Source organism: Streptomyces sp. NPDC006463 (assembly GCF_042870715.1).
GTDB lineage: Bacteria > Actinomycetota > Actinomycetes > Streptomycetales > Streptomycetaceae > Streptomyces.
Genome location: NZ_JBIAHP010000021.1, coordinates 1 through 14,189, shown reverse-complemented (window position 1 = coordinate 14,189; position 14,189 = coordinate 1). Strand labels below are relative to the sequence as shown.

At 70.5% G+C, this 14,189-nt stretch carries 10 protein-coding genes; 6 read left to right on the top strand and 4 right to left on the bottom strand.

The annotated features are described in order from the left end of the window. Positions 1 to 27: 27 nt before the first annotated feature. Positions 28 to 420, bottom strand: a complete 393-nt coding sequence (locus ACFYOB_RS30780; protein ID WP_388565304.1) for a MerR family transcriptional regulator — start codon at positions 418 to 420, stop codon at positions 28 to 30. A gap of 403 nt (positions 421 to 823) precedes the next feature. Between ACFYOB_RS30780 and ACFYOB_RS30775 the strand changes: the two genes are divergently transcribed. After that, the gene (locus ACFYOB_RS30775; RefSeq protein WP_388565563.1) at positions 824 to 1,447 is read left to right on the top strand and encodes a helix-turn-helix domain-containing protein; all 624 of its coding nucleotides are present in this window, start codon (positions 824 to 826) and stop codon (positions 1,445 to 1,447) included. 109 nt (positions 1,448 to 1,556) lie between these two features. Here the strand turns inward: ACFYOB_RS30775 and ACFYOB_RS30770 are convergent, their stop codons facing one another. Continuing rightward, entirely contained in the window at positions 1,557 to 2,582 is a 1,026-nt protein-coding gene (locus ACFYOB_RS30770) for an ATP-dependent 6-phosphofructokinase (RefSeq protein WP_388565302.1), read from the bottom strand. Between the two features lie 224 nt (positions 2,583 to 2,806). Here ACFYOB_RS30770 and pta point away from each other — a divergent pair, with 224 nt between their 5' ends. From pta to ACFYOB_RS30745, 5 genes are all read left to right on the top strand, one after another. Beyond that, positions 2,807 to 4,891, top strand: coding sequence for a phosphate acetyltransferase (gene pta / locus ACFYOB_RS30765; protein ID WP_388565299.1), 2,085 nt, complete (start codon positions 2,807 to 2,809; stop codon positions 4,889 to 4,891). A 39-nt stretch (positions 4,892 to 4,930) separates the two neighbouring features. Then, positions 4,931 to 6,145, top strand: coding sequence for an acetate kinase (locus tag ACFYOB_RS30760; protein WP_388565297.1), 1,215 nt, complete (start codon positions 4,931 to 4,933; stop codon positions 6,143 to 6,145). A gap of 62 nt (positions 6,146 to 6,207) precedes the next feature. Then, positions 6,208 to 7,641: a pyruvate kinase gene (gene pyk, locus ACFYOB_RS30755; RefSeq protein ID WP_388565295.1), complete on the top strand. Its 1,434-nt coding sequence runs from the start codon at positions 6,208 to 6,210 to the stop codon at positions 7,639 to 7,641. 291 nt (positions 7,642 to 7,932) lie between these two features. After that, the gene (locus ACFYOB_RS30750; protein WP_388565293.1) at positions 7,933 to 11,781 is read left to right on the top strand and encodes a hypothetical protein; all 3,849 of its coding nucleotides are present in this window, start codon (positions 7,933 to 7,935) and stop codon (positions 11,779 to 11,781) included. Further along, positions 11,774 to 12,112, top strand: a complete 339-nt coding sequence (locus ACFYOB_RS30745; RefSeq protein WP_388565291.1) for a hypothetical protein — start codon at positions 11,774 to 11,776, stop codon at positions 12,110 to 12,112. The genes ACFYOB_RS30750 and ACFYOB_RS30745 overlap by 8 nt, the downstream gene beginning before the upstream one ends. A gap of 64 nt (positions 12,113 to 12,176) precedes the next feature. Here the strand turns inward: ACFYOB_RS30745 and ACFYOB_RS30740 are convergent, their stop codons facing one another. Further along, positions 12,177 to 13,463: a hypothetical protein gene (locus ACFYOB_RS30740; protein WP_388565561.1), complete on the bottom strand. Its 1,287-nt coding sequence runs from the start codon at positions 13,461 to 13,463 to the stop codon at positions 12,177 to 12,179. After that, a complete protein-coding gene (locus ACFYOB_RS30735; protein ID WP_388565288.1) occupies positions 13,453 to 14,007 on the bottom strand; it encodes a DUF6114 domain-containing protein in 555 nt (184 codons plus the stop codon). The genes ACFYOB_RS30740 and ACFYOB_RS30735 overlap by 11 nt, the downstream gene beginning before the upstream one ends. Positions 14,008 to 14,189 lie beyond the last annotated feature (182 nt).

The following is a 14,189-nucleotide window of genomic DNA, read 5'->3' as shown; positions in this document are numbered from 1 at the left end:
CTTGTGTCGGTCGTGTGTGCGGGCCGTTCAGCCCGTCATCTCGCAGCGCGGGGCGGCCGCCTCTCCGGCGGCCTCCTCGGCGTCGGCCAGCCGGCGCGCGACCTGGTCCCGTACGTCGGCGAGCTGGCCGATCAGGCCGTCCAGCTCGGCGAGCTTGCGCCGGTACACGGCGAGCGAGGCCGGGCAGGAGTCCCCGTCCGGGTGGCCTGCCCGCAGGCAGTCCACGAAGGGCCGGGTCTCCTCCAGCTCGAAACCGAAGTCCTGGAGCGTGCGGATCTGGCGCAGCAGCCGCAGGTCGTCCTCGTCGTACGTCCGGTAGCCGTTGTCCGCCCGCCGTGCGGGCAGCAGCCCGCGCGACTCGTAGTACCTGAGCGTCCGGGTGCTGGTCCCGGCCCGCTCCGCCAGTTCGCCGATGCGCATGGACCGACCGTATTCCTTGACGCCGACGTCAAGGCAAGAGGAGGTGTGGGGCGGGCGGCCGGGGGCGGGGCCCTCGCCACCCCCGTCCGCGAGGGCCCCCACAGGGATCACGCACGGGGTGGACGTGCGGTTCAGGTTTGTGCAGGGGCTGTGAGGGGCCTTGCGCTGAGGGGCGCTGGCTGGAACCGTACAGGTGCAGTCGATCTTCGAGTCGCACCGATTACCGGTCAGTCGCACAGGAAACCGATAAAAGCCCCTAACTCCATAGGACGTTCCTACGAGTTATGGGCTTGTTTGATTGGTCTGTAGTCGCCACAGCCCGGCCACTCCTACGGTGTGCCGTGTGCACTCCAGCCCACCCTTCAATGCCCCCGCCGCGCGTCGCCTGCGCGCGGCCCTGGGCATGGCTCCCGGTCATGTCGCCTATGGCCTGCGCGCCCAGTACGGACTGATCGTCGCGCCCGAGACCGTGATGGCCTGGGAGCGTGGCGAGATATCGCCCACCTCGACCGAGCTCACGGCCCTCGCCGGCGTCCTGTGGTGTTCGCCCGGGGAGCTGCTGGCCGAGCCGGTCACCCTGCGCGAGCACCGGATCGCCAGGGGGCTGGCCGCCGAGGAGCTGGCCCGGCGGATCGGGCTGGAGGCGAACTCGTACCAGAAGATGGAGGACACCGGGCGCTGGAAGGGCAACGAGCGCCAGTCCGCCTCCCTCGCGACGGTGCTCGGGCTGACACTGGCCCAATTCGTGGCGGCCACCGGCAAGCAGGAGGAGCTGGCGGAGCTGCTGCGCAGTGCGGTGACCACGCGCTGGCAGGCGTACGTGAAGCCGCTGGGCAAGCTGCTGCCGATCCCCAAGGCCAATCTGGAGCGGGTGCTGGAGCACCTGCACGGGGACTACCAGTCGCGGATGGTGGCGACGCTCAGCTGGGGTGGCGGCGAGGGTGAGGCGGGCAGCGGCGACGCGGGCCGGGAGTTCCTCGCCGAGATCGTGGACCGGTTCTGGCACCTCGCGGGCGGCGCGGCATAGGCCGTGTCCGGCGGCCCGACCCGCCTGGCGAAGGTCCGGAGCACGGCGAGGCCCCGGAGCGCTGGGCTCCGGGGCCTCGTCGCACGGATATCGGGGCCGCAGGCGGTGGTCAGAAGACCGACTCGGCCTCGTACATGCGGTTCTCGGGGACGGTCTTGAGCTCGGTGACGGCCGCGGCCAGCGGGGCCATCACGATGTCGGTGCCGCGCAGGGCCGTCATGTTGCCGAAGTCGCCGCGGTGGACGGCCTCGACGGCGTGCCAGCCGAAGCGCGTCGCGAGCACGCGGTCGTACGCGGTGGGGGTGCCGCCGCGCTGGACGTGGCCGAGGATGACCGGCCGGGCCTCCTTGCCCAGGCGGTGCTCCAGCTCGACCGCGAGGCGGTTGCCGATGCCGGCGAAGCGCTCGTGACCGTACTGGTCGATCGCGCCCTTCTCGTACGGCATGGAACCCTCGGCCGGGTGCGCGCCCTCGGCGATGCAGACGACGGCGAACTTCTTGCCGCGGGCGAACCGTTCCTCCACCATCTTCACCAGGGCGTCCACCTCGAACGGGCGCTCCGGCAGGCAGATCCCGTGGGCGCCGCCGGCCATGCCGGACTCCAGGGCGATCCAGCCCGCGTGGCGGCCCATGACCTCGACGACCATGACGCGCTGGTGCGACTCCGCGGTGGTCTTCAGGCGGTCGATGGCCTCGGTGGCGACCATGACGGCGGTGTCGAAGCCGAAGGTCCGGTCGGTGGAGGAGATGTCGTTGTCGATGGTCTTCGGTACGCCGACGACCGGCATTCCGGCGTCCGACAGCATCCGGGCGGCGGTCAGGGTCCCCTCGCCGCCGATCGGGATGAGGGCGTCGATGCCGTACCGCTTCGCCAGCTCCTGCGCGTTCTCGGCGGCCTCGTGCAGACGTGCGCGCTCCATGCGGGCCGAACCGAGGATCGTGCCGCCGCGCGCCAGAATGCCGCTGACGGCATTGATGTCGAGCGGGCGGAAGTGGCCGTCGAGGAGTCCCTTGAATCCGTCTTCGAAGCCGATGACCTCATCTCCGTGCCCGACCATGGCACGGTGTACGACCGACCGGATGACAGCGTTGAGGCCCGGACAGTCGCCGCCTGCGGTGAGAACTCCGATACGCATCGTGCTGTGTCTCCTGCCGTACATATGAAGGGCGTAATGGTGAAGCCTGTCCGATTCTTCCACGGGCCCGGGGTGCCGCGCGTCTTCTGCTGCTCCGCCCTCCAGGCCTTTCGACCCTTCCGGCCAGGCCTTTTCCCGGGGGGCGCCCTATCCAGCGGCAGAGGTATTGTCAAGAGGTCAAGCCAGACTAAACAGACATTCACAGCAAGGGATGGAGAGCAGGCGTGACGCGCAGCGTGTATGTGACCGGCATCGAGCGGGGGGACGGCCGTCAGGTCGTCGAGCTGGGGATCATGGAGCTCCTGACCCGCCAGACGGGCCGGGTCGGCGTCTACCGCCCGTTGCTCCACGACGGACCGGACCGGCTCTTCGATCTGCTCAAGGCCCGCTACCGGATCGATCAGGACGCGGCGACCGCCTACGGCATGGAGTACGACGAGGCCTCGGTGATCCTCGCCGAGAAGGGCACCGACGAGTTGGTCTCCCAGCTCGTCGACCGCTACCACCGGGTGGCCCGCGGCTACGAGGTCATGCTGGTCCTCGGCACCGACTACGCCGACACCAATCTCCCCGACGAGCTGGCGCTCAACGCCCGCCTCGCCAACGAGCTGGGCGCGGTCGTCGTTCCCGTCGTGGGCGGCACCAAGCACCCCGCGGAGGCCGTGCGCGCCGAGGCCCGCAACGCCTACCGCGCGTACGAGAGCCTGGGCTGCCACGTCGTCGCGATGATGGTGAACCGGGTGGCCGCCGAGGACCGCGACCTCATAGCCGAGCGCCTGGCCGCCCGGCTCCCCGTGCCCTGCTACGTACTGCCGGACGACAAGTCGCTGTCCGCCCCCACCGTCGCCCAGATCACCCGCGCGCTCGGCGGCGAGGTGCTCCTCGGCGACGACGCCGGGCTGGCCCGCGACGCGCTGGACTTCGTCTTCGGCGGAGCCATGCTGCCGAACTTCCTGAACGCCCTGACGCCCGGATGTCTGGTCGTCACCCCCGGGGACCGCTCCGACCTGGTCATCGGCGCGCTGGCCGCGCACACCTCGGGCACCCCGCCGATCGCCGGTGTGCTGCTCACCCTGAACGAACGCCCGGGTCCGGACATCCTGACGCTCGCCTCGAAGCTCGCCCCGGGCACGCCCGTGGTGTCGGTCGCCGGCAACAGCTTCCCGACCGCCGCCGAACTCTTCGCGCTGCAGAGCCGTTTGAACTCCGCGACCCCGCGCAAGCTGGAGACCGCGCTCGGCCTCTTCGAGCGGCACGTGGACACCGGCGAGTTGCGCGACCTGCTGTCGGTGACCCGCTCGGAGCGCGTCACCCCGATGATGTTCGAGCACGAGCTGCTGGAGCGGGCCCGCTCCGAGCGCCGCCGCGTGGTGCTGCCCGAGGGCACCGAGGAGCGCGTGCTGCGCGCCGCGGACGTGGTGCTGCGCCGGGGGGTCTGCGAGCTGACCCTGCTGGGCGAGGAGCCGGCGATCCTGAAGAAGGCCGCCGACCTCGGCGTCGACATCTCGGCCGCGCAGCTCATCGACCCGGCGACCTCCCCCCTGCGGGAACGTTTCGCCGAGTACTACGCCAAGGCCCGCGCGCACAAGGGCATGACCGTCGAGCTGGCCAACGACGTGGTAACCGACGCCAATTACTTCGGCACCCTGATGGTCCAGGAAGGCCTGGCCGACGGAATGGTCTCCGGCTCGGTGCACTCCACCGCGGCGACCATCCGCCCCGCCTTCGAGATCATCAAGACGAAGCCGGAAGCGTCCATCGTCTCCTCGGTCTTCTTCATGTGCCTGGCCGACCAGGTCCTCGTCTACGGCGACTGCGCCGTCAATCCCGACCCCGACGCCGAACAGCTCGCCGACATCGCCGTCCAGTCGGCCGCCACCGCCGCCGCCTTCGGCGTCGAGCCGCGCATCGCGATGCTCTCGTACTCGACCGGCACCTCGGGCAGCGGCGCGGACGTGGAGAAGGTCCGCAAGGCCACCGAGCTCGTCCGCGAGCTGCGCCCCGACCTGGCCGTCGAGGGCCCGATCCAGTACGACGCGGCCGTGGAGCCCTCGGTCGCCGCGACGAAGCTGCCCGGTTCCGAGGTGGCCGGCCGCGCGAGCGTGCTGATCTTCCCCGACCTCAACACCGGCAACAACACGTACAAGGCCGTGCAGCGCTCGGCGGGCGCCGTGGCGGTCGGCCCGGTGCTCCAGGGTCTGCGCAAGCCGGTCAACGACCTCTCGCGCGGCGCGCTCGTCCAGGACATCGTCACCACGGTGGCCATCACCGCGATCCAGGCGCAGGGCGCGGCCGCGCCCACCGCCTGACCTCCCCACCACCGTCTGCGACAAGGAAAGACCTCCACCGTGACCGCATCGCGCGTACTCGTCCTCAACTCCGGCTCCTCGTCGGTCAAGTACCAGCTCCTCGACATGGCGGACCGCTCCCGGCTCGCCGTCGGCCTGGTGGAGCGCATCGGGGAGGAGACCTCCCGGCTGGTGCACGAGCCGCTGACCGGGCCGGGCGCCGCGGGCGGCAAGCGGGAGAGGCTCGGCAGGATCGCCGACCACGAGGCGGCCCTCAAGGCCGTCGCGGCGGAGCTGGCCGCCGACGGGACGGGCCTGGACTCTCCCGAACTGGCCGCGGTGGGACACCGGGTGGTGCACGGCGGGACGAGGTTCACGCAGCCGACCGTCATCGACGACGAGGTGCTGGCGGAGATCCGCAGCCTGATCCCGCTGGCCCCGCTGCACAACCCGGCGAACGTGACGGGCATCGAGGTGGCGCGCACGCTGCGCGGGGACATCCCGCAGGTGGCCGTCTTCGACACGGCCTTCCACTCCACGATGCCGGAGTACGTGGCGCGGTACGCGATCGACGCCGCGACGGCCGACAAGTACGCCATCCGGCGGTACGGCTTCCACGGCACCTCGCACGCGTACGTCTCCCGGGCGACGGCCGCGCTGCTGGGCCGGCCGGTGGAGGACGTGAACGTGATCGTCCTGCACCTGGGCAACGGCGCCTCGGCCTCGGCCGTCCGCGGCGGGGTGTGCGTGGAGACGTCCATGGGCCTGACCCCTCTGGAGGGTCTGGTCATGGGTACCCGTTCAGGCGATCTCGATCCGGCGGTCGTCTTCCACCTGGCGCGGGTGGGCGGCCTCTCGGTGGATGAGATCGATTCGCTCCTGAACAAGAAGAGCGGTCTGCTGGGCATGTGCGGCGACAACGACATGCGCGAAGTGCTGCGGCGGGCGGGCGAGGGCGACGAGGCGGCGAGCACCGCCTTCGCGGCGTACGTCCACCGCCTGAAGAAGTACATCGGCGCCTACTCGGCGGTGCTCGGCCGGGTGGACGCGGTGGCGTTCACGGCCGGGGTCGGCGAGAACGCCCACCAGGTCCGGGAAGCTGCGGTGGACGGCCTGGCCGAGCTGGGCCTGGCGCTGGACCTGGCGGCCAACGCGGTGCGCTCGCCCGAGCCCCGGCTGGTCTCGGCGGACGGTGCCCGGGTGGCCGTCGCCGTGGTCCCGACGGATGAGGAACTGGAGATCGCCACCCAGGCGTATGCGCTGGTTACTCATTAGTCACTTGGACTTTCCGCCAGACGGAATATTCCGCTACGAAACAAACCGATAGGATCCGCTCCATGCGCCGTTCCAAAATCGTCTGCACGCTGGGCCCCGCCGTCGACTCGTATGAGCAGCTGAAAGCGCTCATCGAGGCAGGTATGAACGTGGCCCGATTCAACTTCAGCCACGGATCCCAGGCAGAACACCAGGAGCGGTACGACCGCGTCCGGAAGGTCTCCGAGGACACCGGGCGTGCCGTCGGCGTCCTCGCCGACCTCCAGGGCCCGAAGATCCGTCTTGAGACCTTCGCCGAGGGTCCCGTCGAGCTGGTGCGCGGTGACGAGTTCACCATCACCACCGACGACGTCCCGGGTGACAAGTCCATCTGCGGCACCACCTACAAGGGTCTGCCGGGTGACGTCTCCAAGGGCGACCAGATCCTGATCAACGACGGCAACGTCGAGCTCCGGGTGACCGAGGTCGAGGGCCCCCAGGTCAGGACCATCGTCATCGAGGGCGGTGTCATCTCGGACCACAAGGGCATCAACCTGCCGGGGGCGGCCGTCAACGTCCCCGCCCTGTCGGAGAAGGACGTCGACGACCTCCGGTTCGCCCTGCGGATGGGCTGCGACATGGTCGCCCTGTCCTTCGTCCGCGACGCCAACGACGTCAAGGACGTCCACAAGGTCATGGACGAGGAGGGCCGCCGGGTCCCCGTCATCGCCAAGGTGGAGAAGCCGCAGGCCGTCGAGAACATGGCGGCGGTCGTCGCCGCCTTCGACGCCGTGATGGTGGCCCGTGGCGACCTGGCCGTCGAGTACCCGCTCGAAAAGGTCCCGATGGTCCAGAAGCGGCTCATCGAGATGTGCCGCCGCAACGCCAAGCCGGTGATCGTCGCGACCCAGATGATGGAGTCGATGATCACCAACTCCCGCCCGACACGCGCGGAGGCGTCCGACGTCGCCAACGCGATCCTCGACGGCGCGGACGCGGTCATGCTGTCGGCCGAGTCCTCGGTCGGTGCCTACCCGATCGAGACCGTCAAGACGATGTCGAAGATCGTCGCGGCGGCCGAGGAGGAGCTCCTCTCCAAGGGCCTCCAGCCGCTGGTCCCGGGCAAGAAGCCCCGTACGCAGGGCGGCTCCGTCGCCCGCGCGGCCTGCGAGATCGCGGACTTCCTCGACGGCAAGGCGCTCATCGCCTTCACCCAGTCCGGTGACACGGCCCGCCGGCTGTCGCGCTACCGCGTGACCCAGCCGATCCTGGCCTTCACCACCGACGCCAACACCCGCAACCAGCTCACGCTGAGCTGGGGCGTCGAGTCGTACATCGTCCCGCACGTGGACAACACCGACGCCATGGTCGACCTGGTGGACGGCGAGCTGCTCAAGCTGGGCCGCCACAACCCGGGCGACACCATGATCATCACCGCCGGCTCGCCCCCCGGCGTCCCGGGCACCACGAACATGGTCCGGGTCCACCACCTGGGTGGCGACACCACCCAGGCCTGATCGGCTCCGCCACGCAGAGGCCGAGGGCGGCGCCCCGATCCCGACAGGGATCCGGGGTGCCGCCCTCGGTGTTTTCCCAGCCCGGCGGAGCCTGTGGATTGCCCGTGCATTTGCTACTCCCGGGTAGACATGGCTGAAAATGCGCTACCAGCGGTAAGTCTGATCATGAAACTGTCAGTTCACGCCTTGGGGGAAGGCATAGAACTCATCACTCGCGCCTGACCAGCGCATACACGTCCACATGCCTTCCTTCGGGCTGCCCATTTCAGTTCCGAAGGAACAGGCAAACACGTGCGCAGATCCACACTCTTGCGGGGGAGAAGCCCGGCCGTCCGGGCCGCCGTACGGCGCGGCCTCGCCGGCACCGCCCTGGCCACCAGCGCCGCCCTGCTGGCCGGCCTCATCGGTGCCGCCCCGGCCTCCGCCGTCGAGGTACCGCCGGACACCAATCCGCCCTACCTGCCGATCAGCCTGGGCGAGCAGGCCCGTCTCGACCGCTGTGCGGGCGGATTCGCCCTGCACATCGGCGGCCCCGAGATGAAGGGCGCCGCGGCCAAGGCCCTCACCGGCACCCCGGCGGCCCTCGCCACGGCGACCGACCCGGTCACGGGCATGGACACCCTGCGCCAGGCGATGGTCAAGGACCGGGACTCATACGAGGGCTCCCCCGTCGCGTCCACCGAGCGGCGCGAGCGCTGGGAGAACGCGAACCACCCCTACTGGAAGTCGGGCACCGCGGCGGGCATCCCGCAGTACGCCCCGCAGTTCGACAAGGACGTCGTCGCCTTCACCCTGGGCCCCCAGCGCGACCTCTACTACCAGTTGGGCGGCGACGGCCACGCCGTGGCGTCCAAGGCCTCCCTCGACAAGGCGAAGGCGCTCGCCGCAGAACTCAAGGGCCAAGACCCCAACCACGACTTCGTCACGAAGGACCTGCTGCGGGACGCGGAGAGCAGCAACTACCGCTCCCCCACGGCGAGCGACATCGGCCGGTACCTGCGGCTCGGCGGCTACATGAAGGAGACGCCGGCCGAGGACTCGGTCGAGTTCCGTCTTGAGGTCGAGGCGCTGAAGGCCGCCTGGGGCGCGTGCGACAGCCGCAATCCGCTCGACTTCTACCGGGTCATGTCGCCGATCGTCGTCACCGCGCACATGGAGTGGGAGCAGGAGTACGCCGCCCAGAACACGCCGCGCAACGAGATCGTCAACGCCGAGGTCACCGCGGCCGCGGAGGCCCGCAAGGCCACCGAGGCCATGATCGAGTCGCTCGGCCAGGCATGGCTCGCCGACCAGATCCTGACCTGGCAGAAGTACTGGGGGGCCCAGCCGGCGAACGCGTCGGGCCGACCGGCGGCAGCCGCCTTCACCCAGGCCACCAAGGACCTGGCGGCGGCCCGCACCAAGGCCGCCGAGCAGGCGAAGATCGCCGCGACTGCCTCGGCCGCCGCCAAGACGGCGTCCGACAAGGCCGACTCCTCCCAGAACGCGGCGTGGGCCATCGCGGACGTCGCCAAGACTCCGCGCGGCCGCGGCCTGCTGTTCGCACAGCAGTCCGTCCAGGTCGCGAAGGCCTCGGCCGCCGCCGCCGAGGCCGCCGCCAAGGCCTCGCTGACCGCGTCGAACGCGGCGAAGGCGACCGTCGCGGACAGCAAGACTCTGTACGCGCTGGCCCAGACCCAGTCGCACGCGCTGAACACCGAGTTCCGCCGAGTCGCCGCCCAGGAGGCCGCCGCCCAGGCCAAGGCCGCCGCCACCTCGGCTGCGGCCCAGGCCAAGGAGGCCGCCGACAACGCCACCAAGGCGAAGGCGGCGCAGGCCAAGGCCGAGACGGCTCAGGAGACCGCCCGCAAGGCCGCCGAGACGGCCAAGACCGAGCGGGCGAAGGCCGAGAAGGAGAAGGCCACCGCCGTCAAGGAGCGGCAGACCGCCGCCACCGAACGCGGCAAGGCCCAGGCCGCCGAGCAACGCGCCGCGACCGAACGCGAGGCTGCGGGCCGGGCCCGTGCCGAGGCCGAGGCACAGGCGACGACCGCGCACGACCAGTTCGGTTTGGCTCTCGACGCCGAGGGCAAGGCCGCCGAGGCACGTGAACGGGCCGAGGCCGCCGAAGCCGAGAAGAACGCCACCGCGTCACGCGCCGCCGCGCTGGAAGCCGCCGCCGCGGCAGCCGTCGGTACGCCTGCGGCCGCGGAGACCCGGGAGGCCGCGACGGCCGCCCGGGCCGCCGCGAACGATGCGGCCGGCGCCGCCGGTCGCGCCCGTACGGAAGCCGGCACCGCGACGACCGCCTCGGTCAACGCCCGGGCCGCCTCCACCCGCGCGGACGGTGCCGCGCAACGGTCCCAGGCGTCCGCGGACAAAGCGTGGTCCGCTTGGGAGACGAGCTTCTCCGCGTCCCTGACCGCACACGCCGCCGCGGCCGACGCCATCGACGCGGCCGAGGCCGCATCGGTCAACGCCACCAAGGCCGAGGCCGCAGCCAAGAAGGCCCAAACCGCTTCGCTCGAAGCCATCAGCAACGCCGCGGCCGCCCGTACCGAGGCCGTCAAGACGGCCGCGTGGTCGGCCGTCACCGCCGGACACGCCTACGCCACCTCCATGGCGGCCACCGCCGCACGCGACTCCGCGGCGCAGGCCGTCCAGCCCGCCAACACCGCCATCGCGATCGGCACGGCCTACCGTGAGACCGATTCGGCGGCCGCGTTCGCCGCGCTGGTCGGTCAGTCCGCCAAGACCCACGCCGAACAGCAGGCAGCAGCAGCCACCGCCAAGGCCGACGAGGCCACCAAGGCCGCGGCGACCGCCAAAGCCCTCGCCGACAAGGCGGCCGGCGATTCCAAGCTCGCCGCCCAGGCGGCAGCCGCGGCGGCAGCCGACACGGCGGCCGCGCTGAAGTCCATGGCAGCCGCCCGCGCCTCGGCGTCGGAAGCCGCTCGGGCCGCCGACGCCGCCAAGAAGGCCGACGACAGGACGAAGGAGTACAGCACCCAGACGGGCACCGACGCCCTCTTCGCGAAGAGCGCCTCCAAGGACGCCTCGGACGCGGCGCTCGCCGCCAACAACGAGGCCACCGAGGCGGAGAAGAGCGCGGCCAACGCCCACGCGTCCGCTGACGCCGCCACCCGCGACGCGAGCGCCGCCGACTCCGCCGCGACCCAGTCCGAGAAGGACGCCGTCGGCGCCGAGAAGGCCGCCGCCAACGCCGTCCAGGACGCGAAGGACGCCGAATCGGCTGCCGACCGCGCCGAGGAGGAGTTCCGCAAGAGGCAGGAGGAAGCGCGCAAGGCACTGGTCGAGGCTCCCCCGCTCAACACGGGAGCGGACCTCTCGCAGGACGAAGAGGCCCTGCTGCTGGCGAACTGCGGGCAGTCGTGTGTCGACGAGTTCCGCGAGGCGAAGAAGCTCGCGGGCCAGGACGTGCTCGACTGGGTGATCGAGAACGGCGGGCAGATCCTGCTCGACGAACTCGGCTACACGGATGCCAAGAAGTGCTTCGGCCAGCGTGACGTCGAGAGCTGCCTGTGGACCCTGGTCAACGTCGTAATGGTCGGTGTGGCCGTATCGAAGATCCCCGCCGTCGCCAAGGTGATCTACCGGGTGGGCAAGGGCGTCAATGCCTTCCTGGACGGCATGGACCGGGCCCGCTTCACCCTGGAGCGGCTGCGCAAGCTCCTCGACACCCTCAAGAAGGGCCAGCCGGTCGTCGAGTGTCTCATCGACGCGGCGTCGGGCAGCGCCGCGCAGAGCGCTCCCGCCAAGCACTCGTTCCTGAGCGCTGCGGCGGCTCCGTCGGCCGGGCCGACCCTTCCGAAGAAGCTCTGCCCCACGAAGTCGTTCAAGGAGCACTCGGGCCTGCTCGACATCATGAGGGACTCCGCGAAGAACCAGGACGTGGCCCGGGACTTCAACAGTCTTGAGGCCAAGCTCAGGGAGAACCCCCCTTCGGGGCCGGTCACCGAGATCCCGCAGGGCTTGGGCACCAGAAACCTGAAGGGAGCCAAGGGCGTCATGTACCTGAGGGCCAAGAACGGCGCGAGGGTCTTCTTCCGCCGGGTCGGAGACAATTACGATATCGTCGGAATGACCGACAAGGCCCATGAAACGACCGTGATCAATCTACTGAAGCGGCAGTATGGCTGAGGATCCCCTCCACATCGTGGAGACGCCTCGGTTCTCCATCACGTACATCCTCGGCTCCGAGGACGATCCCCTGACCGTGGAGAACACCGACGCGATCGTCACCGCGCCTGACGGCACTAGGTGGAGTGCTACGCTCCTGACCCTCGACGAGGTCGCCCGGGTCATGGACAGCTGGACGACCACCGGTGAATGCGCCGACGGTTCCTACCTCCAGGTCAAGGATCTGGTGATCGTCCGCGAACCCGGTGTGGAAGCCATGACCCGCGCGCTGGTGGGCATCTTCGACGAGTACGGGATGAACACCGAGGTCCTGCCCCGGTTCGACGCCTGAGCACCACGCGCACGACTGAGGCCCGCTCCCTGTGGGGAGCGGGCCTCTTGTCTGTGCGGGACCGCTACTCCGGCGGGCCGACGTAGTTGTGTAGGCCCGGGACGGTGAGCGTGCCGCCGAACTGGCCGGCCTGGACGACCTTCACGTTCGTGAAGAACGCGAACGGAACGTTCAGCGGCGGCGGGCTGTTCGGGGTGAACTCGATCGGGATCAGGCCGAAGAGGTTGCCCTTGAGGCTCTCGGTGTACATCGTCACCGTGGCGCCGCGGATCTTGGACGTGGAGCCCGGACGGGACTTCAGGTGGGCGACGTTCCCCTCCTTGCCGACCGTCTGGTAGAGGTCCTTGATGTCCAGCGAGTCCGCGGTGAACTTCAGGACCTTCTTGGTCTTGCCGCCGGCCGTCTTCACCTCCACGATGCCGTGGTAGTCCAGGCCGTAGAGGGTCAGCAGGGAGCTGTCCAGGTACCAGGGCTCATCCGGCAGGAGCGGGATGCCCTGCTCCAGCTCGGCGTCGGCCAGCGCCTTGGCGTCGTAGGTCGGGCAGGGGAAGGGTTCCTTCCCGTCCGCGTCCTTCTTCTCCTCGGACTTGGCCTTGTCGTCGTCGGCCTTGGCCTCGCCCGTCTCGTCCTTCGGGGTCTTGGCGGTGTCCTTGACCTCGTCGGAGAGCTCCTTGACGTCGACGCCGGCGTTCTTCGCCGCGTCGCGGATCGCGTCCGCCGCCGGGTCCTGAGTCTTGGTCGGGGCCGGGGCGGGCGTCTGCGGAGCGGTCGTGGAGGGCGCGGGCGTCGGGGTCGCCGTCTTCTGCGCGTCCTTCAGGGGCGCGCCGAGCCCGTCGACGAGGTCCTTGAGCGCGTCGCCGACGCCCAGCGGGTCCAGCGGGTTCGTGGTCTTGGCCGGCGACGGAGTGATGGACGGTGACGGGGTCGTCTTCGGCGCCGGGGCGTCGGCCTGCTTGTCCGCCGCGGGCTTGGTCGCCGACGGGGACGGGGACGTGCTCGGCTTCGGCTTCGCGGCGCTCGACGCGGACGGCGAGGGAGTCGCGCTGGGCGACGCACTCGGCGAAGGCGACGTCGAGGGCGACGGGGAAGCAGACTCGGCGGGCTCGTCGGACCGCGTCACACACGGGCCGGGCGCGAAGGGGATGTCCTTCTCGTCGGCCAAGGCCAGCTTGGGCGCCATGCCCATCCCGACGAACACGGCCGTCGGCATGGCCGCCAGCGCCATCGTCTTGCCGACGGGTATCTGGAGCTTGTTCAGCAGCGATTTCCTGGGCGCCGCGTGCCGCGGCCCCTTGATCTCGCGGGACTCTGCGCCTGGGGCCACGCCCCGCTGCGTCTCGTCACCCCGCACTGTTCCTCCCGCCATCGGCGTGGGCATTCGTCTCGGTCGCGTACGCCGTTTCCGTGTCGTAGGGGCCGGGGGCTCCCAGGGGGCCGTCCGCGAACATGTCCGCCTCGGCCGCCGCGTCCTGCGCGTCCTCCGGGTCCGCCGGCTTGCCCGGTGCCCACGACAAGGCGAGGGCTCCGCCGAGCAGGGAGAACAGGAAGCCGAGGAAGAAGCCGCCCAAGTTGGACACCGGCAGGGAGACAAGGGCAAGGAGGATCGACGCCACTCCGGCGAAGACCCGGATGCCCTGCTGGAACCAGAGGGCCACGCCGAGGGTCATCAGCAGGATGCCGATGATCAGCGAGCCCGCGCCGGCGGTCGTCGCCATGGCGATGGTGATGTTGCCCAGCCGGAGGTCCGCGTAGGGGAAGTACGCGATGGGGATGCCGCCGATGAGAGTGAAGAGGCCCGCCCAGAAGGGCCGGTCACCCCTCCAGGCGCGGAAGCGGTAGTACACCACGGTGAGCCAAGCGTCGTCTGCGGCGCGAACCGGGGCCTGGGGGTTCATGGACAACAGCTCCCTGGAAACGGTGGTACGGAGAACTATGTGGAGCCCGGTGGGACGGGGGGGGGGCCCCGCCCCCCCCCCCCCCCCCCCGTCACCTGGCCGGGGGGGGGGGGTGTAGTCCTGGTTGCACGGCGGGGGGCCGCGCAACAGCCCCCCCGAGTGGGGGGGGCGCGTGGTAGTTC

Excerpts from the sequence above, each read along its gene's own strand:
- ACFYOB_RS30780 (WP_388565304.1), bottom strand. The coding sequence starts at position 420 with ATGCGCATCGGCGAACTGGCGGAGCGGGCCGGGACCAGCACCCGGACG.
- ACFYOB_RS30775 (WP_388565563.1), top strand. The coding sequence starts at position 824 with ATGGCTCCCGGTCATGTCGCCTATGGCCTGCGCGCCCAGTACGGACTG.
- ACFYOB_RS30770 (WP_388565302.1), bottom strand. The coding sequence starts at position 2,582 with ATGCGTATCGGAGTTCTCACCGCAGGCGGCGACTGTCCGGGCCTCAAC.
- pyk (WP_388565295.1), top strand. The coding sequence starts at position 6,208 with ATGCGCCGTTCCAAAATCGTCTGCACGCTGGGCCCCGCCGTCGACTCG.
- ACFYOB_RS30745 (WP_388565291.1), top strand. The coding sequence starts at position 11,774 with ATGGCTGAGGATCCCCTCCACATCGTGGAGACGCCTCGGTTCTCCATC.
- ACFYOB_RS30735 (WP_388565288.1), bottom strand. The coding sequence starts at position 14,007 with ATGAACCCCCAGGCCCCGGTTCGCGCCGCAGACGACGCTTGGCTCACC.